Annotated in this window: 19 protein-coding genes; 8 read left to right on the top strand and 11 right to left on the bottom strand. The window is 43.3% G+C overall.

Annotated features, from left to right (window positions below; translation table 11 throughout):
- Nucleotides 1-21: 21 nt before the first annotated feature.
- Nucleotides 22-597, bottom strand: coding sequence for a LysE family translocator (locus tag NSS66_RS24955; RefSeq protein ID WP_264453807.1), 576 nt, complete (start codon nucleotides 595-597; stop codon nucleotides 22-24).
- 309 nt (nucleotides 598-906) lie between these two features.
- On the opposite strand from NSS66_RS24955, the gene NSS66_RS24950 reads away from it, so the two are divergent.
- From NSS66_RS24950 to NSS66_RS24935, 4 genes are read left to right on the top strand one after another with little or no spacing between them, the layout of a single operon-like run.
- On the top strand, nucleotides 907-2,337 hold the full coding sequence (locus NSS66_RS24950; protein ID WP_264453808.1) for a spore germination protein: 1,431 nt from the start codon (nucleotides 907-909) through the stop codon (nucleotides 2,335-2,337).
- A gap of 14 nt (nucleotides 2,338-2,351) precedes the next feature.
- Nucleotides 2,352-3,560, top strand: a complete 1,209-nt coding sequence (locus NSS66_RS24945; protein ID WP_264453809.1) for a Ger(x)C family spore germination protein — start codon at nucleotides 2,352-2,354, stop codon at nucleotides 3,558-3,560.
- A 6-nt stretch (nucleotides 3,561-3,566) separates the two neighbouring features.
- On the top strand, nucleotides 3,567-3,794 hold the full coding sequence (locus NSS66_RS24940) for a hypothetical protein (protein ID WP_023988503.1): 228 nt from the start codon (nucleotides 3,567-3,569) through the stop codon (nucleotides 3,792-3,794).
- Between the two features lie 12 nt (nucleotides 3,795-3,806).
- Entirely contained in the window at nucleotides 3,807-4,907 is a 1,101-nt protein-coding gene (locus tag NSS66_RS24935; protein WP_023988502.1) for a GerAB/ArcD/ProY family transporter, read from the top strand.
- A gap of 107 nt (nucleotides 4,908-5,014) precedes the next feature.
- Here the strand turns inward: NSS66_RS24935 and NSS66_RS24930 are convergent, their stop codons facing one another.
- Complete coding sequence (locus NSS66_RS24930) at nucleotides 5,015-5,707, bottom strand: pseudouridine synthase (RefSeq protein WP_023988501.1); 693 nt, start codon at nucleotides 5,705-5,707, stop codon at nucleotides 5,015-5,017.
- Between the two features lie 115 nt (nucleotides 5,708-5,822).
- Nucleotides 5,823-6,020, bottom strand: a complete 198-nt coding sequence (locus NSS66_RS24925; protein WP_023988500.1) for a DUF3934 family protein — start codon at nucleotides 6,018-6,020, stop codon at nucleotides 5,823-5,825.
- 218 nt (nucleotides 6,021-6,238) lie between these two features.
- Between NSS66_RS24925 and NSS66_RS24920 the strand changes: the two genes are divergently transcribed.
- The 3 genes from NSS66_RS24920 to NSS66_RS24910 all read left to right on the top strand — a co-directional run bounded on the left by NSS66_RS24920 (nucleotide 6,239) and on the right by NSS66_RS24910 (nucleotide 8,848).
- Entirely contained in the window at nucleotides 6,239-6,739 is a 501-nt protein-coding gene (locus NSS66_RS24920) for a histidine phosphatase family protein (protein ID WP_264453811.1), read from the top strand.
- Nucleotides 6,740-6,783: 44 nt separating this feature from the next.
- Nucleotides 6,784-8,196: a hypothetical protein gene (locus tag NSS66_RS24915; protein ID WP_068938732.1), complete on the top strand. Its 1,413-nt coding sequence runs from the start codon at nucleotides 6,784-6,786 to the stop codon at nucleotides 8,194-8,196.
- Nucleotides 8,197-8,413: 217 nt separating this feature from the next.
- Nucleotides 8,414-8,848, top strand: a complete 435-nt coding sequence (locus NSS66_RS24910; protein ID WP_023988497.1) for a VOC family protein — start codon at nucleotides 8,414-8,416, stop codon at nucleotides 8,846-8,848.
- 61 nt (nucleotides 8,849-8,909) lie between these two features.
- Here NSS66_RS24910 and NSS66_RS24905 read toward each other — a convergent pair whose 3' ends face one another.
- The 4 genes from NSS66_RS24905 to NSS66_RS24890 form a co-directional block, all read right to left on the bottom strand.
- Nucleotides 8,910-9,917: a FecCD family ABC transporter permease gene (locus NSS66_RS24905; protein WP_028541364.1), complete on the bottom strand. Its 1,008-nt coding sequence runs from the start codon at nucleotides 9,915-9,917 to the stop codon at nucleotides 8,910-8,912.
- The gene (locus NSS66_RS24900; protein ID WP_025721067.1) at nucleotides 9,914-10,939 is read right to left on the bottom strand and encodes a FecCD family ABC transporter permease; all 1,026 of its coding nucleotides are present in this window, start codon (nucleotides 10,937-10,939) and stop codon (nucleotides 9,914-9,916) included. The genes NSS66_RS24905 and NSS66_RS24900 overlap by 4 nt, the downstream gene beginning before the upstream one ends.
- Nucleotides 10,940-10,972: 33 nt before the next feature.
- A complete protein-coding gene (locus NSS66_RS24895; protein ID WP_023988494.1) occupies nucleotides 10,973-11,956 on the bottom strand; it encodes an ABC transporter substrate-binding protein in 984 nt (327 codons plus the stop codon).
- 132 nt (nucleotides 11,957-12,088) lie between these two features.
- Nucleotides 12,089-12,538 carry an Imm63 family immunity protein gene (locus NSS66_RS24890; RefSeq protein ID WP_340960035.1) on the bottom strand — a complete coding sequence of 150 codons (450 nt, stop codon included), beginning with the start codon at nucleotides 12,536-12,538 and terminating at the stop codon, nucleotides 12,089-12,091.
- 179 nt (nucleotides 12,539-12,717) lie between these two features.
- Here NSS66_RS24890 and NSS66_RS24885 point away from each other — a divergent pair, with 179 nt between their 5' ends.
- On the top strand, nucleotides 12,718-13,149 hold the full coding sequence (locus NSS66_RS24885) for a hypothetical protein (protein ID WP_340960034.1): 432 nt from the start codon (nucleotides 12,718-12,720) through the stop codon (nucleotides 13,147-13,149).
- A gap of 51 nt (nucleotides 13,150-13,200) precedes the next feature.
- On the opposite strand, the gene NSS66_RS24880 is transcribed toward NSS66_RS24885, so the two are convergent.
- The 4 genes from NSS66_RS24880 to NSS66_RS24865 form a co-directional block, all read right to left on the bottom strand.
- Complete coding sequence (locus NSS66_RS24880; protein ID WP_076160925.1) at nucleotides 13,201-14,121, bottom strand: aminoglycoside phosphotransferase family protein; 921 nt, start codon at nucleotides 14,119-14,121, stop codon at nucleotides 13,201-13,203.
- 190 nt (nucleotides 14,122-14,311) lie between these two features.
- On the bottom strand, nucleotides 14,312-16,333 hold the full coding sequence (locus NSS66_RS24875; RefSeq protein WP_340960033.1) for an NAD(P)/FAD-dependent oxidoreductase: 2,022 nt from the start codon (nucleotides 16,331-16,333) through the stop codon (nucleotides 14,312-14,314).
- Nucleotides 16,334-16,930: 597 nt separating this feature from the next.
- Nucleotides 16,931-17,806 (bottom strand): N-carbamoylputrescine amidase, encoded by an 876-nt coding sequence (gene aguB, locus NSS66_RS24870; RefSeq protein WP_025721082.1) that lies wholly within the window; start codon nucleotides 17,804-17,806, stop codon nucleotides 16,931-16,933.
- A gap of 29 nt (nucleotides 17,807-17,835) precedes the next feature.
- Entirely contained in the window at nucleotides 17,836-18,867 is a 1,032-nt protein-coding gene (locus NSS66_RS24865) for an agmatine deiminase family protein (protein ID WP_254349198.1), read from the bottom strand.
- Between the last annotated feature and the right edge of the window lie 19 nt (nucleotides 18,868-18,886).

Below are 18,886 nucleotides of genomic sequence, written 5' to 3'. Positions count from 1 at the left end.
AATCACCCCTAACAAGCTTACCTACATCCATATCATTATGGCCGCATAGGCTAAAAATAAGGCCATCATTATATTAACAGTCTTTTTATGCTTCTGTAAAAACTCCTTGAAGATTGCACCGAAAAGAACCCATGTCACAAATGCTAAAAAACCAATAAGCGTTATAGCGACAATACTTATCGTCACCGCAGGTATTGCGATATAGTGGGGCATAATAAAACTAGGAATTACAGTCATTGTAAATAGTACTACCTTTGGATTTAGAAACTGCATAAAGAAGCCTGACATAAAGGTAGCTGATTGGTTTACGGTTGGATTGGATGTATCCATTTTGTAAACTTGATAGGCGAGATAGAACATATAACAGCTTCCGATTATCTGCATAACAATTAAAATTTTCGGTATGATCGTTATAAGCATTGTATTCAATATAGCAGAAATAACAAGTAATAAACCAAAAGCTAGAGTTGCTCCATACGTATATTTCATTGCTTTTTTTGCCCCAAAATTATGGACTGTAGATAGTATAACGATATTAGTTGGACCTGGTGTAAAAGTGGCAATAAAGCAGTAAATTAAAACAGATGTAATATTCATGAGGAAAACTCCTTTAACGTATTCTCATGAAATAATACATCTTAAGATAAATGGCATATAGTATATTATTGCAGGTATTGTACCCTTCGTAGTCCCCCTTCTTCTACGCTGTTTGCTATATCAAAATTTCCTTTATCCAAGAGTTGCATCGTCAGTTCCTTGTTGTCCGTAGCTGTCTTCAAAAATTACTTAGCCCGAATCCTCTACCGTTAAAGATGTTTTTAACCTTACCGACAACAAACATAATCATGGATTATTGTGGTATTATTTCGGATTATTGTTAATACTACGTATCTGAGGAGGGTGAAAATGAAGTTACATACCAAATTTTCAAGACAATTATGCCAGAATATCGATCTCATTTGTGACTTCATGGGAAACAGTTCGGATTTTATTGTTCGTGAGATCACGACTGGCCATAAACACGCCGCTCTTTTTTATTTGGATGGAATGACTGACATGCAAAAGGTACAGGACAACGTGATCCGTCCGTTGCATGATCGTGTTTCCTCTGACGAGATCACTTTACCGTTATTGAAAAACGCAATTTTGGACATTGGTGAAGCAAGCTTTACTCAAAACTTTGAAGATGCCTTGGAACAGATCCTCTCAGGTAGTCTTCTCCTACTACTGAACGATACGGATGAAGGATTGGTCATTTCTTTGCCTGGATGGGAAGAACGCAGCATTACGGACTCGAAGACGCAGCCTGTGGTCAGAGGTCCGCAAGAAGCGTTTACAGAAACTTTACGTACGAATACGACTATGGTTCGTCGAAGGGTGAAGGATACAAGAGTACGTCTAACTACGGTAAAAGTTGGCGAAAAAACCAAGACCGATGTATCTGTCATGTATTTACATGGGGTCGCTGACCCAAAAAAGGTGCAGGACATGATATCCAAGTTAAAGAACATGCATGTAGAAGGCGTGCTTGAAAGCGAATATTTGGAAGAATGTCTCCATGAAGATAAGCAACTCACGATATTTCCGCTCTTTTATAATTCTGATCGCCCAGACTCTATTGCAGCAGGAATTATGGAGGGGAAAATTGCGATATTTGTGGATGGATCTCCCTTCGCCATCCTTGCACCTGCGGTGTTTGCAGATTTCCTTCAATCCGCAGAAGATTATTATCAATCCTTTATTTACAGTAGTATCATTCGAATATTAAGGTACATCTGTCTAGCAATCTGTATGTTGGCTCCGGCCATTTATGTCGCATTAACGACATTCCATCAGGATATGATTCCAACAGTTTTGTTATTAAGCTTATCCGCGCAACGTGAAGGAGTACCGTTTCCAGCATTTATTGAGGCGATGATCATGGAAGTGGTTTTTGAAATTCTGAGGGAGGCAGGTCTTCGTATGCCACGGACGGTCGGTCAAGCCGTTTCAATTGTTGGGTCAATAGTGATCGGCCAGGCAGCTGTAGAAGCAAACATCGTTTCGGCTGTTATGGTCATTGTTGTTGCAATAACTGCCATTTCGAGCTTTGTCATTCCCTCGTACACCTTTGCTATTCCAATCCGGATATTACGTTTCGCTTTCATAGCCATAGCCGCTATGTTTGGTGTGTACGGATTGACTGTTGGTATCCTCATGCTCTTTGTGCATCTGAATGGGCTTCATTCGTTCGGTGTACCGTATTTGAGCCCCTTTGCCAATTACAAATCGTCGGAGCAGAGGGACGCCATATTACGTTTTCCATATAGAACTAAAAAAAAACATCGCAAAAACTAAAGGAGTAGACCATCATGAACTCGTATCGATCCACCATTTTATTACTGTTTATGTGCATCTGGCTAATGGTGTTTCTTACGGGTTGCTGGAACAGTAAGGAATTGAGCGCAATTTCCGTCGTGATGGCTATGGGCATTGATGCAGTTGATGACCAATATGAAGTCAGTTTACAAGTGGTTGACCCATCGCAAATGTCTCAGAATTCCCCCATGGAACGGACGCCAACGATCGTTTTTTCCAAACGCGCCGATACCATATTTGAAGCTATTCGAAAATTAACAACGGAATCGTCCCGAAAAATGTATATGTCTCACTTAAAGTTTGTTATTTTTGATGAAAAAACGGCCAAAAAAGGAATCAAGGAGCCGCTGGACTTTCTGTTCCGTGATCATGAAGTTCGGCCTGATTTCTATTTGGCCGTTGTCAGAGGAAACACGGCAAAGGAGGCCGTTACTTTTGTAGCTCCGACCGAGGTCTTGCCTGCAATGGATATGTATAAGGCATTAAGGCTTTCTGAAAAAGCATGGGCTCCAACTTCCGCGGTCAATGTGAAAGATATTTTACAAAAATTTACAGAGGATGGCATTGAACCGGTTCTCACCGGTATTCGACTGACAAACCTAGAAAAAGGTCTAACTATTGATAATGTGACAAAGTCGCCCCAACATGTTAAATATTTTTTCACTGGAATTGGTGTTTTCAAGGGCGACCGACTTATCGATTGGATGGATGATTCACAAAGTAAAGCCTTTACCTATATATCCAACCGTGTTTCCAGCACCGTAGCTTCCATCGATTGTCCGAATTCCAAAGGAAAATTTGTTGTTGAAGTAATCCGTTCCAAAGTAAAGATGCGTCCAGAAATAATAGACCATGAGCCGCACATTTCTCTTATTGTGGATACAGAATCCAATATCGGAACGGTCTCGTGCAATGTCAACCTTAAGAATGAAGAGACATTTAGAGATCTTCAAAAATCAGCTAAAGAGCATCTGGAACAGTCTTTGAAGGAAGGCATTTCGTACGCACAACAAATCGGTTCCGATATATTCGGGTTTGGAGAAGCTCTTCACCGCAAGTACCCACGTGAATGGCATAAATGGAAAGAGGATTGGCCACAAAAATTCCAAACGCTTAAAGTGGATATTCAGCTCAATTATCGTTTGATCCGGTTCGGAGAAATCACCAGTCCAATCGATATGGGACTACACAATCAGGAGTGAATACATATGCTTTATGTGATTCTCGTAAGTTCCATTTTAACATCGCTGTATGAGTTTAAAAAATTCAAGAAGAAACAATATGTGCGTGAAATTGTATTCAGCTCGGTATTGTTGACTATAGGCGTTATATTGATTATCCTACGGATCGCCAACATTGAACTGCCGACTCCACTGACGGGCATTCGAATCCTATTCCAACCGGTAAGCCGGTTACTTATAGAAATGTTATCTTAAGGGGGCATTGGAATGAATTCCAACTTGACCGTTCGACAAGCTATTATGTGGTTTACATTATATCAAATAGGAAGCGCATATCTGGTGCTCCCAGCGGCAATTACTGCTGCCGCTAAACAAGATGCCTGGCTCTCCATCCCAGTCTCCTTAGGTTTCCATCTGTTATTGATACCTTTATATGCCTCCATCGCTAGGCAAATACAGGGGAAATCTTTCGTAGAGCATCTCCGTTGCCTCTTCGGTCCCTTGGGCGGGACGATTAGCATCGTTTTCATTTTTTTCTTTCCCTTTCTTGTGTTCATCATGACGCTTCGAAATCTAGGTGACTTTATCACAATAGATATTATGCCGGAAACTCCCTCCGACGCGATATATTTCATCATGCTTATAGTCATTTATTTCGCCGTTCGATCAGGCCCTGCTGTAATTGGCCGTTGTGCGGAAATCCTGTTTTTTTTCCTTCTGGTTCTATATCTTTTGGTCAGGATTACCCTTCTTCCTGAGACCAACATAAATAATGTGCTCCCTATTTTTGAGTATGGTTTGAACCCTATCGTTCTCGCTTCGTTCAATTTGTTTGCCTTTCCCTACCTTGAAGCAATTCTGTATCTTTTTTTTGCACAGTACATTCCCGATCCAAAGAAGTGGAGAAAGACAGTGATTACATGTGCTTTGATTAGCGGCGGCATGTATTTTTTCATGGTTCTACAAATAATCGCCGTGATGAGTGAAGGTGTTGTATCTAATTTGACGTTTCCTACTTATTTTATTAGCCGAACAATCAGTAACGGGGAGTTTCTTCAACGGTTTGAAATTGTCGTTGCAGTGTTCTGGTTTGTTACCATTTTTTTTCGACTCGCATTGCTTTTATATGTTTCAGCGCAAGGGCTTGCAGATGCTTTTCGTCTTCGAAGCGCTAACTCTCTCTTAGTTCCTCTGATCCTAATCGCAATGGCAATGGTTCATTCTATTTGGCCAAATATGCAATTTTTAATCAAGTTTTTTTCAGTATGGCCTTTTTACGCCATGATTTTCGGTATCGTGTTTCCTATTGTGCTATGGCTGGTGGGTAAGGTAGGCGGCTCGTTGAAATTCCGTAAAAAGTATCACTAAAGTTGCATTGACCGTATGAACATACTGTCCAATTCCAGCCTCTCCACCACGTCCAAAGGACATGGAAGACGCCTATTGGGCTAGGGGACTTGCTCTTGTTGTAATCATTATTGCAATTTAGCAAGAAGTAACTCCAGTTCCTCCCTCTCCAGATGTCTCCATTGCCCACGTTCCAGATGATCCAAGGTAATATTCATAATTCGAATACGTTCCAACTTTAGCACCCTGTAGCCCAAGGCCTTGCACATTCTGCGAATTTGCAAGTTCAGACCCTGCGTCAAAATAATGCGGAACTCGTATTCGCTCGTACGATCAACTTTGCACGGTTTGGTAATGACGTTCAATATTTCAACGCCACGAGACATGGCCTGCGTAAACTCGTTTGTAACAGGTTTGTCTACAGTCACTATATATTCCTTCTCATGACCATGCTCGGAACGCATCATTTGATTGACAATGCTTCCATCGTTGGTTAATAGAATGAGTCCCTCTGACGCTTTATCCAGCCTGCCAATGGCAAAGATACGTGAAGGATAATTGACATAACTAATAATATTGCCAGCCACTTGCTCCGCTGCGGTACAAACAATGCCTATAGGCTTATTCAGAGCCAAATATACAGGTTCAATGGAATTAAGCGGAATAGCTTTTCCATCAATCAGCACGATATCCTGTGGCTCTACTTCTGCGCCCGCTTCACAAACATTTCCATTAATCGTAATTCGTCCTGCTGCAATCAACCTATTGGTTTCCCGACGTGAGCAAAATCCTGTCTCACTTATGTACTTGTTAATTCTCACGATTCACCTGCTTCTGATTATAATATGCGAGTATAAGTAAAATAATTAAAAAAACACCTGATTGTTCTTGCTTAATCAGATGTTCGCCGTTTACGACAACTTATACTTTCCCGGCTTATTTGCTACTGCTGCCGCCGCTTTTATTCCTTGTTGGTTTGGCAGTGCCGCCTTTTGTGCCACCTGCCGCTTTGCTTCCCGGTGCGCTTGTAGAAGCGCTTTTTGTCCTTACTGGCTTCGCAGTTTTGTTCCAGCGTGTCCAGCCCTTACTACCTGTACCTCTGCCGGTCCCGCCGCCCTTGCTTTTTCCACCCATATGATCACTCCATTACTAGTCGTTCAGATTTAACTAAGCTATCATACCATTACTTTGATCATAATGCCCATTTGTTTTAAAAAATTGAAGCATAAACTGTGCCAAATAAAGGAGCACATAATCATGTGAAAGCTCACACATGTTATTGTAGGCCGCGAAAAAAGCTTTCTTTTCCCCCACTTAAATGGCTAATTTTCTCTAGAAAAGAAGGATACAGGATGAATAATGACGTAAGGCTGTTTGTGGTTCGTCACGGTATTGGGACTGGTAATGAGCCGGATGCTCCGCTCAGAGTTCCAGAGGGCTTCGAGCAAGCCAAGCAGTTGGCGGATTTTCTACTGCATATGGATGGTTTGCATGTAGACCGTTTGATTTCCAGTCCGTATAAACGAGCTTGGCAGACAGCGGAAATCATTGAAGAACGATTAAACATCAAACTTGATCCACCTGAAGATCGTCTTAGAGAACGAGGGGTGCCCGAAGTTACGGCTGAAGAGTCTGAAAAAATGGTTAACACCCGGGTCACTGCCTTAACGGAAGAATTGCTGGAGAGCGGTCGACACACCTTTCTGTTAGTCACCCATCGCTTGATCATAACACTCCTGCTGCATCATTATGCTCCAGATTTTATTCTGGAGGAAATCACGAATCCGGATCTCTATCTTTTAACTTTTAGTGATGGAAAATGTCAGGCGAAGCATTTGTGGAGTACAGAGTAAACTGTTGTAGTTTAATTCAAAAAAAACTGGGAGGTCATCTAATTATGCAAGGAATGCTCGAAAGAAATCGCATCACCGCTGTTACCAAACCCGACGTATCCAACATGTCTGTTTGTATCGAAAATGTGAAAAAGGCGGTTCTCTCCAATCTTCAGGGGCCGGCAGCCCCTACGGATTATCACCAATTGATGGGAAGACTCCATGCGGCAAAAGCCAAACTGCCGAAAATATATCAGGAAACGGTCGCGATTCCGTTTATTAAGGAATTGGACAAGCTTGGGCAACAGGGCTTCACTGAAATTTTGATTCAGGACCCAAGTAGAACTAGAGCTGCCGGACTCATGCTGGATATCGCTCAGAGCATTCTGCAAAACGGAGAAGGCTACAATGCACTTGCGACCGATGCTTTTCAGGAGATTGTGAGTGACCTGTATGACGGTTTTCTTAGCGCAGAAGATCGTGAAGGAATAAAAGAACCGGATCTCAGTATTATTCCAGCACTTGTTAAATGGGGAGAGCCGGAAAATGGCCCGTACACATGGCCCGCTGATGCCACAGCAGTATTTAAAGTGCAAGCAGCGATTGTCAGTCTTCCTCCTGCGCATGCGACAAATGGACTGCTGGCTTGGTCCAGTATCCCTCATGAAGTATGTGGTCATGACATTTTGCATGCTGATCTGGGTCTAATTCAAGAGTTGGCCAATGTCGTTAGAAACAGATTAAACAGCGAAAACATCGGACAAGGACTACCGGACTACTGGGCTTCCCGCATCGATGAAACCGCCTCGGATGTATTGGGTGTCCTTAATCTGGGACCAGCAGCTGCCATTGGCTTAATCGGTTATTTCCGGGGTATGAATGCCGCCTTTTCGGGAAGAGCTCAACTTCGAAATGAAGGACCTACCCGTGATCCACATGCTGCAGATATTTTACGGGGATATTTGGGTGCCTACGCCACTGCACTTTTGGAATTCGACCAAGCTGGAGCATGGGCAGAAGTCATTGAATCGGAAGTCGACAAGGATCTATCAAGTATTAAGCTTAACGGCAGAGCCATCGACGCTAATACAGCAAAACGTTCTGCACGAATTGTAGCTGAAGCCATTATGAAGACTAAACTTGCAAGCCTTGAAAATCACAGTCTGGATGAAATCCAAAACTGGAGAAACGAGGATGAGAGCGTCGCCGCACTTTTACGTACCTTGCTGCAAACCACCGGTTCTCTTACCGACGAGCACCGCTCTGGTTTCTACGCCGCGCATGTGGTAGCTGCTGCTGTTACTGAGGGACTTTCCCGGGAAGCGGATCTGCAGGTTATATTTAATCGGATGCTGTCCCTGTTAAAGCTGATGCACGATACCAATCCTGCTTGGGGACCACTTTTCGTACAGCATCCCGGCGATATTTCACGTCATCTGCTCTATCACCCTGCCACTCCAAACCTGATTTCCCTCTAAACAAGCCATAATCAGAACCCGCAAAATAGTTTGCTTAAGGACAAGCAGCCTTTTTGCGGGTTAGTTTAATTCTAATCCCTAAAAAAGACGCTAACATCCCCCTCAACGGCTACACGTTAGAAAGTCCATGAACACTTGGTATTTTTGCTTCTGCACAGGCTAATAATGATAGGTGAGAATTTGCAAGTAAAAAATCAGCCATAAAGGAGTGAAACACATGTCTGTTGATGTTTATCTTAACTTTAATGGAAACTGTCGCGAAGCAGCGGAGTTTTACGCAGAGGCATTTGGGACTGAGAAACCACATATCATGACGTTCGGTGAAGCACCGCCCAATCCCGATTATCCTCTACCAGAAGAAGCCAAAAATTTGGTCATGCACACGCGGCTTCAAATTGATGGTAGTAATGTCATGTTTTCAGACGTTTTTCCTGGGATGCCTTTCGTAGCCGGAAACAACATCAGCCTCGCCATCGTCAATAAGGACGAAGAGAAAATTCGATCGTACTTCCATAAGTTAAAAGAAGGGGGGACCGTAAACATGGAGCTTCAAGAAACATTCTGGAGCAAATGCTACGGTAGCCTTAAAGATAAGTTTGGAATTGAATGGCAATTGAGTTATGACAATGAAGAATCGCCCAAAGAACAATAAAAAAGACGTTAACCCAGCCATATTTTGCATGGACATGGGTTAGCGTCTTTTCATTATGCATTTAACTTGCTTTCGACAGCAAGTAAAGGAAATAAGGGGTAACCAGTATGGTGATAATAATTCCGGTTGGAATATCAGCTCCAAAACTAATCGTCCGAGTAAGTGTGTCAGCAATCAAAATGACGAGTGCACCAACTAATGCCGTCGTAGGTAGCAATAGCTTATGATTGGGTCCTACTAGCTTGCGTGCTAGATGGGGACTGACCATGCCTACAAAAAAGAAATTTCCGCCAAGTGCCACGCTACCAGAAGCGAGCGCAACGGCAGCAATCGTCAAGCCGATAAACTCCCTTTTAATTGCTACGCCGAGCCCCGATGCTGTCTGATTCCCCAAATTCAACGTATTGAGTGTGTTCGACCTGTAAAAAACGTAAAAGCAAATGATAAGCACCCACGGGAGCAGCACCATAATATAGCTCCAGTCGTCCCCCCACAGGTCTCCAGCCTGCCATCTCAGAGCAAAGTCATACTGTTGCTTGTCTAGCCGGAGTGTCAACATCAGAGATAATGCGCTGTAGCCACTGCCCATAGCGACACCGGTTAAAATTAAGCCTGTAGGCGAGATGTCTCTTCCCCGCCTGAAAGCAAACAAAAAAATCAAAAATGCTGCCGTAAGGCCGCCTGCAAAAGCCAGTCCTGGAAGAAGAATAGGCGATAGCAATCCTTCACTAGCGAACAGCGTAATATACATAAGTACAAATAACCCTGAGCCTGAGCTGATGCCGAGCGTCCCCGGGCTGGCCATGTCGTTTTTGAGCAAGCTTTGCATAATACAGCCTGATATCCCCATGCCAATACCTACCAATATAGAAAGCACAATACGTGGCAGTCGAAAGTCAAACACGATCAGGTTCTGTTTGCTCGTTCCTTCGCCAATGATGACCTTGAAAACTTCGAGTGGAGAAAGGTTCATTTTCCCAACATTCATACTGAGTACAGCCACTAGCAGCGTCAGCACTACTAACAGTAAAATAATGCTAATCCCCCTGGTATTACGGGACAGTTTCAACTAAACTCCCTCCTCTGCTTGCGCACAAGGTAGAGAAAATAGGGTACGCCCACCAAGGCAAAAATAATGCCAAGGGGTGTTTCGTGAGGGCGATTGATCAGTCGTCCGAGTAAATCCGCCGCCAACAGAAAGACTGCTCCATACAAAGCTGAGGCCGGGATAATATACCGATAATCTGTTCCGACCAGATGGCGCATAATGTGTGGCACGATCAAACCAACGAAGCCAACAGGGCCGACCACAATAACCGATAACCCTGTTAAAATTAATACAATTAAGGTTGAAAACAGCTTAATCCTATTCGCACGAATACCCAAGCCTGATGCCACATCCTCCCCGAAGCTCAAAATCGTAATCGAGGGAGAAAGCGCGATGGCACAGACCAAACCCACTACAAACAGTGGCGCAATGAAAGCTAATTCGCCCCACTTGGCACTGGCTGTACCACCAGCAGACCAGTAATCAAGGGCTTGGCCAATCTCATACTTAATAGCGATAAACGTACTAAACGCACCAAAAAGCATGGAGATGGACATTCCTGCTAACACCAGTCGCTGAGGCGTCATTCCTCGCTTGCCTATAGAAGCGATGTAATACGTGATGCCAGTAGTGATTGCTGCACCTAGGCAAGAATACAGCATAGTTTCTCCGTAGGTACGACCAGGCAAAAAGGCCATACATAACGCAATAGCAAATGTCGAGCCTGAACTTATGCCAATGAGTCCCGAATCCGCTAGTGGATTACGAGTGGTTCCCTGCATAATTGCCCCACACACAGCCAAGCTGCACCCTACTATGATATCTGCCACGGTGCGTGGAAAACGCAAGGTGTGAATAATCTGATGTTCCGTAATGTTGGGATCAAACTGAAATATAGCCCCCCACGCCAGCTTCAAGCTCATTTCCGCAGCACCAAAGGTAATAGATGCTGCGGTAACCACCAGGAGCAGGAACACGCCCATGATCATATAGCCTATAAAATGAAATATTCCTTTTTTATTTGGTTCTTTGTGAGTAGACATCGATTACACCCTTAGTTGGTCAATTATGCAACGTTACTTAGTCTGTTCCAGCAATTTGCTAATAATATAATCTAGCTGCCCCGTCATACTAGCAACGTCCGAATAATAGAACAGTCCTGCATATTTCGCTGGAATTTCGATGATATGTCCGTTTTTAACGGCTGGAATACTGCTCCAGATTTTTGTCTTCGCATATTCGGATTCTTTGCCTTCCTGCTTAAACCAAAGGACATAATCTCCAAAGTATTCAGCAGCTACCTCGTAGGATAAAGAACCTCGACGCTCTCCGGAGCTTTTAACCAATGTGTTGAGCTTTTCCGGTTTGTGAAGTCCAAGATAATTGTAAAGCAACGTTCCTCCACGTGAGCCTGTTTCATAATAAATTCCATAGGAGCCACTGCCCCAGTCCTCGAAAATGCTAAACGTTTTGTCCTTGAATATGTCGGAATTTAGTTTTTCTTTGGCCTGACTCAGCTTGCTTTCAAACAGTGAAATCACTTTGTCTGCTTCTGCTTCATGTCCTGTGGCCTGACCAAGAAATTTCAAACGTTCTAGGGAGGTCATTTTATCCTCAGGTATCACAAGAACAGGCGCAATTTTAGAGAGCTTATCATAATCCTTTGTATCATATGTAATGATGAGATCAGGATCATACTTCATAATTTCCTCAGTTTCCCACTTTTCGATATTGGGGATGTCGTTAAACTTATCGTAAAAAGGCATCGTTTCTTGTTTCCACCCCATGACTGCGGCCGGCTTAATCCCTAGTGTAAATACATCGCCAACATACCAGTTCACTACTACCCGTTGAGGATTAGCGGGCACCTTCACATCTCCTTTTACCGTAGAGACTGTACGCGTATCAGAATCACTGCTTACCTCTTCCTTCGTGGGCGACGCGGGTTTAGCAGATGAATCAGAGGAACTGCCAGCATTCCCACAACCTGAAATAACAAAAATCACTACGAATAGTGCACATAAAATCATGTGAAATTTCTTGTTCATCATACGATGCATGTTGTAAATCTCCTTTGAAATATAGTAAGTGCAAAACATACTTAAAATTAGTGATATTGATAATCATTATCACTAATATAAAATTGTAAATTTTATATTAGTGATTGTCAACTGTTTCTTTATTTTTTTGTTTTACTTTAATGGGTTCTCCAGTGCTCCCCTTCTATTCGCTTCATGCCATTCCTGGTAGATTCCTCCAATTTCATAAAATGCTTTGTTCATTGCAGTTGTCAGCTCCTTCGTGATTTCCTTGGTATATTTTAAATGAGTATTTATGTTATCCACTTTATATTTGCGAAGCAAATTTAGATGAGCAATGATGTGAATTGTATCTTCGATGATCCAATAAATCACATCCTCTTCCTCTTTCGTAAGCTTGTTCAGCATCTGTATGCCTCTTTCATAGATCTGGAGCGTATAACCCCGCTTGCCCACTTGCACATACGGGCTCAGATCATCATAAAAATCCGTACGGAAAGGTCGTCTTACATATTGCTCATACTGGTCTTCATATATTGAAGTTTGTTCAAGCTGTTTAATAGTCATATCTATGAGTTCTTGTTCGCTATATATTTTTTTCATCAGATTTTCCCTTCCCTTTCTCTACTAAATAAATTCAAGTCATAATCATGTTAGATCACAAGTGATGCAATAAGAAGTCAAATTCTTTTTTTACCAACCATTAACAATTCTGTTTGATGCAAACGATAATTAGAATAGAGGGAATTTCCTCAATATATCCAACTGAAGGAGACAGGCGAATGAATAGAGTATGGACGAAAGCATCAGCTATTCTATTGGTAGTGGTATCCTTAATATTCAACGGAACGTACGCACTCGCAGCTTCGGCAACATCAACGTATATCGTTACGTTTCAACAAGCAACCTTGGTATCCAACGATCACGTAGGCAACGAATGGGCCATTGCTGCCCAGGTGGCAGATCAATCCATTAGTGAAGGTAACAGCGTGAAGGTGAAGGTCAAATCGAATGCTAGCATAAAGCTGTATGCGTACGCTGAGGAACAAGACAAAATTCCTGATGAAGGCGAAGCCACCAAGAATGTAAAGGTCTCCTCGGTTTCTGCTAAAGGTTCTACCGTTAAGTTAAGAGTGACGGTTACTGAAAACCGTGGACGTTATTCAGGTCATCAAGCCGTTTGGGAATTTACGTACAAGATTAAGAAACAATAATAGAATGCTAAAAAAAAGACCGTCACTCCCCAGGAGCGGCGGTCTTCGCTTTTACAAGTCGCTGTAACTGGGCACGTACCATTTCGGTATATAGGTTTGAAAGTAATTATACGCTTCCAAAACCTCTTCAGCTCGTTGCACCATATCGTCTACCTCTTCTTTGCCAAATGGAATGGCCCAGTGAATCGATGAAAGCTGATTGCTTGCAATATACAGAGCCATTAATCTAAAAAATAAATCAGGTACATGGTTATTAAAATAACTGTGGATACGGCCCGAAGCGAATAAAGGACTTAATGCTGCACACCAGGTAATTCTATTGAATTCCTCCCAAGGATCACCATAATCCATTCTATTAAAATCAATGATACCCAGTTCACCAGATGGGTTAACCACCATATTGCCTACATGATAATCTCCATGCTGAAAAGTCTGGGGACGATTTTCTAATAGATGGCGGTTTTTCTCAATAAAGCTTATGGCTTGATCTGCTCCCTTTAGGGGAATACCGCATGACTTATAGTTTGTAATATATCTGTTGATTTTGGCATTATAATGTTCAGCCCATGGGACTCGATCTTGCTCCGCATGAATCTCATGCATTTTTTTTAGTGCATCTCCTGCCTGAACTCCGAGTTGATACTGTTGTGCTGCAGTTAACGTGGGGATGATCTCTTCAGCATCTTTCCCTTCGATCCAGGTGAACAGAGAATACACAGATTGACCATCATGACAAATCCCAAATTCAAGCGGCCGGGACATGAACAGATTCTCCACGTGATTCAACTTTGTTACAGCTTCAAACTCGCGTTTCTTTTTATCATAATGAACCATATCCGACATTCTTAGCAGCAAGTCCCTACCGTCAGTGGTTTGAATATAATATTTTTTGTCACTAGACCAGCCTTTATGAATCTCTTCCACGCTGCTCCACATGCTGGCACCCGGTATTTCACTAAAGAGTCGATTCACGCTCATCCCCCCACGTTAAGATAGCCTTACTTACTATATTTCCTTTCCATAGTTTACCTTTGAAATGACAGAGGAATCAATCTTCTTCCAGGAAAAACTCAAATAAAAAAGGCTGAAAAGACAAGTCGTCTCTTCAACCTCAATATTCACTGGGTTGCCATCGTGAACACCCATCACTTGTATTGTCAAATTAGTAAGAATAAGAAAACTCATGTTTAAATTCGTCTACCCGTTGAATGGTTTTCAAAATATTGCGACCTTCACGTGTGCCATCAATAATACGACGGGCTTGTTTACTATCCCCGATATTAATAACTTCTACTTGATGTTCTTTACCATATTCGAGCAAGCTGTCCATCAGCGGACTGTACGAACGCATACCCAAGCATACGAATCCAAGGTCAAAAGGAATCTCAAACTCCTGTTCTCCATGCTTTACTTTGAAGCGGTCGCTACACACTTCTGTCAAAGCTGTTTCCGTATGGACGTTCACTTCCTGCTCCTCTACCATTTTCATCATGGAAATGTGAGTAATCATATCCAGGTCTTTACCCAGTAGCGGCATCATCTCAATGATGGAAACCTCTTCTGCTCCACGCTCTGCGTAATATTCGACGACATCCAGTCCCACAGCTCCGCCACCAACTACAGCAATGCGTTTACCTTCAAACTCCTGGAATTTCTCCATGTTGTGCAAAAGATCAAAGATGGAGAACACTTTTGTGCCCGGTTTGCCCAGTTGCTCATGTAAACCTGCAATTGGCGGAAGAAGTGGTGTGGCCCCCGTCGCATTGACAATAATATCAGGATTCAGGGCACTAATCATCGCCAAATCGGCTCGGGTCCCTGTTACAATGTTCAGATTTGTTAACTGTTTGGTGCGTTGAATCAGATAATCAGGGAAATCATTGATACGTGTTTTGTCCGGCAAGCGGGCAATATCACGAGCCAAGCCGCCCAACTCTGGTTTCTCCTCAAAGAGGGTTACTTTGCAGCCTACTTCGGCTGCCGTACATGCTGCTTCCATGCCGGCAGTGCCCCCACCAATAACAACAACCTGAACATTGTTTTTAACACGTTGTTTCCGGTATTCAGATTCCTTGAACAGATCCGGATTTACCGTACAGCAAATCGGTTTACTTTTGGAGATACGATGATCGGCACAACCAATGTTGCAAGATATACATTTTCTAAGCAAATGTTCGTAGCCGTTTTGCACTTTAAGCACCCAGTTCGGTTCTGCAATCAACCCTCTACCCATAGCCAGCAGATCAGCGTCACCTCTCTCCAAAATATCCTGCGCAGCCTGTGGGCTCCGAATATTACCTGAGGTCATCGTGACCTTCCCGAATTTTTCTTTTACCGCTTTAGCCATATATGAGCGCCAACCATCCGGCAGGTTCATCCCGTCAATCTGGAACTGGATGGAATCATTCAGAGCAGCAGAAACGTTCAGAATATCTACCTCATCATTAAGATACTCCAATAACTCGAGTGTATCTTCCAGTGTGTTCCCACCTTCTGTGAACTCTTCCGCGCTAAAACGTAAGCAAATAGGGAAAAATGGGCCGACCACTGAACGAATTTCATCAATGACTAATCTGGCAAAACGAGTACGGTTTTCTGCGCTTCCGCCAAATTCATCCGTGCGTTTATTATACATCGGTGAAAGAAACTGACTCAGCAAGTAGGAGTGTCCCGCATGAATTTCAACACAGTCAAATCCTGCTCGTTGCGCTCTTCCCGCTGCTTCTCCGTATTTGCGCACAATGGCGTAAATTTCTTCTTTTTGCAGAGGTCTTGGAATAGCTCCGCCCTTTTTAGAAGGAATATTCGAAGAAGATACAGGCTGAACTCCGTTCAGTCGTCCCGCATAAGCCGAAGCACCCGCATGGTTAATTTGTACAGAAACACAGGCTCCATAAGAGTGCAGGGCTTCTGTTAATCTAAACAGTCCGGGAATAAACTGGTCGTTATCCATACGCAACTGGGTTGTTCCGTTTGTACCCATCGGGAAATCCAGACAAACATTTTCTACTGTTATCAAGCCGGTACCACCTTTGGCCCGTTGCACGTAATAGTCAATATGATCCTGAACAAAGCTTCCGTCCATGGCAGCAAAGTTAGTTCCCATCGGGGGCATAACAATCCGATTTTTCAAGGTCATGCGTCGTATGGTTAGAGGTTCAAAGATAGCAGGATAGTGGTTCATTGTTCTTCCTCCTTGCGAGTTTACAAATTTCATGTTCAAGCTTCCATAAAGCATTCTCATATGTGATTTTTTTCACTTTTGGGAATATCGAGATGTTATTGAGTACGATCATTCCTTATGACTTGATTTTATATCATCTAATCCATAAATTCTAATGCTATTTTATGCACCAAATCATAGTTTCAGTCTATAGATTAACTGGATTTAGACATAAAAAAGGAACAATCCTATGAGAAATGTTCCTTTAGTGTGAAAAATCATGCTTATATTCCGGACCATCTACCGATCCGTTCTTTTGAAACCGTTGGGTACACGCTCCAAAATCCCTTCCCTAACATATTTGTCCAGCAGCCCACACATTGCGGCATATCCATTTTTTCTGAATAAAGGTACGTAGGCGTTGGCTTTAGGAGAGATTCGAAGTTGTGAACTGTGCGAGCGATTGGTCTATACCCTTACGCCTCATTTCTATTTTCCTTCCTCCTATCCATCACTAGAAGTATTCCATTCAGAAACCAAAAATCCCCTGCCCGAAAAGCCGGGTGCGTCCAAAGAAAGGAAACACCTCAGCTTGACGTCAAGGGAGACTTGTCTAGATTATACTTTTAAATCACCATCATAGGTGGCAATCATATTGTACAGTTCAGGACGACGGTCACGGAAAATGCCCCATTCAATCCGTCCTACTTCCAGCTCATCCAGGTCAAATTCAGCAGTAAGCACTTCCTCATCGGTACGACCCGCTTCTGCGATCTTGTTACCTTGATGCCCGGCAATAAAGGATGAACCGTAGAATGTAATACTGGAGTCCTCGTCTGTTTCAGTTCCGATCCGATTGGAAGCAATGACTGGAATCAGATTGGAAGCAGCATGACCCAGCATACAAGTCTGCCAGTGATCTTTGGAATCAATGGCAGAATCCTGCGGTTCCGAGCCAATAGCTGTCGGATAGAACAAAAGTTCTGCACCCATGAGCGCCATACAGCGGGCCGCCTCAGGATACCATTGATCCCAGCACACGCCTACCCCAATTTTGGCATAACGTGTATTCCATACTTTAAAACCGGTATCGCCCGGATTAAAATAAAACTTTTCCTCATACCCAGGACCGTCTGGGATATGACTTTTGCGGTATTTACCCAACACTTCACCGTCTGCGTCAATTACAGCAAGACTGTTGTAGCGCGCGTAGTTTTTCTTTTCATAAAAACTGATTGGCAGCACAACCTGTAATTCTTTGGCGATCTTCTTAAAATGGTTAACCGCCTTGTTGTGCTCCAGCTCAGTTGCATATGAATAATAATCAGACTTTTCCTTCTGACAGAAATATGGAGTCTCGAACAACTCCTGCAGCAAAATAATTTGTGCGCCCTGCGCAGCCGCTTCACGTACTAGCTTCTCTGCTTTGCTTATATTTTCTTCGATATTGGTAGAGCAGCTCATTTGAGTCGCTGCCACTTTTACTTTTCTCACTTTAGTCCTCCTTTTAGATGTTGTATCGTTCAACGCTTTAAAGCAGGCATCTGCTGGGTCGTACAGTGTACGTTACCGCCTTCACGGATGACCGCCATACCGTCTACAGTCCGAATGATGCGATCTGGAAATACATTTGCCAGCACTTGCTCAGCTGCAAGATCGCTCTCAGCGGCAGTGCCGCCAAACACTGGCAAAATGATACCGCCATTCACAAAGTAGAAGTTAATATAGCTCAGTGTCAATCGGCTGTCTTCATAATCCACACGCGGCGGCTGACCGATCCGAATCACTTCCAGCTTACGGCCTTGGGCATCCGTTGCTTGTTCCAGAATACGCAGATTTTCCTGCGTGATTTCGTAATTTTCATCCTCAGGATCATCACATACTTGCATAATGACCTTGCCAGGAGCTGCAAAGCAAGCAATATTGTCCACATGGCCATCTGTTTCGTCGCCACTAAGACCACGTTTTAGCCAAATTATTTTCTCTACACCTGTATACTCACATACATACCGTTCAATTTCTTCTCTGCTTAATTCCGGATTTCGGTTGGAATTGAGCAAACACTCTTCGGTTGTAATCAGTGTGCCTTCGCCATCTACGTGCAGTGAGCCGCCTTCCATCACAAGCGGTGCATCAAACCGTGGAACTCCAAGTTTGTCCAAAATTTGCGGCGCAACCTGGTCATCCAGGTCCCATGGAGCGTATTTACCACCCCAGGCGTTAAACTTCCAGTTTACACCTGCCAGCTGACCACGCTCGTCTGTGAGAAAAGTAGGGCCATTGTCACGCAGCCACGCATCGCTGTGTTCAATCGGCAGCAGTTCTACACGTTCCCCAAGTTCAAGCGCCTTAACGCTCTCCAGATCATCCGGATTTACGACCACAGTAACTGGTTCAAATTCCGCCATGGCGCGTACAATTCCGGCATAGCCCTTGCATACATCAGCATGCATATTCGGGTAAACCATTGAAGATTTTACAGGCCAAGAAATATACGTGCGTTCATGTGGCGCCCATTCAGGCGGCATCTTATAATGTGAATCCTTAATTTGCATGTATTGAAGCTCTCTTTCT

The organism is Paenibacillus sp. FSL R10-2748 (assembly GCF_038005565.1).
Lineage (GTDB): Bacteria > Bacillota > Bacilli > Paenibacillales > Paenibacillaceae > Paenibacillus > Paenibacillus polymyxa_B.
The sequence above is the reverse complement of the archived record's forward strand: the minus strand, read 5'-3'. Positions and strand labels throughout refer to the sequence as shown.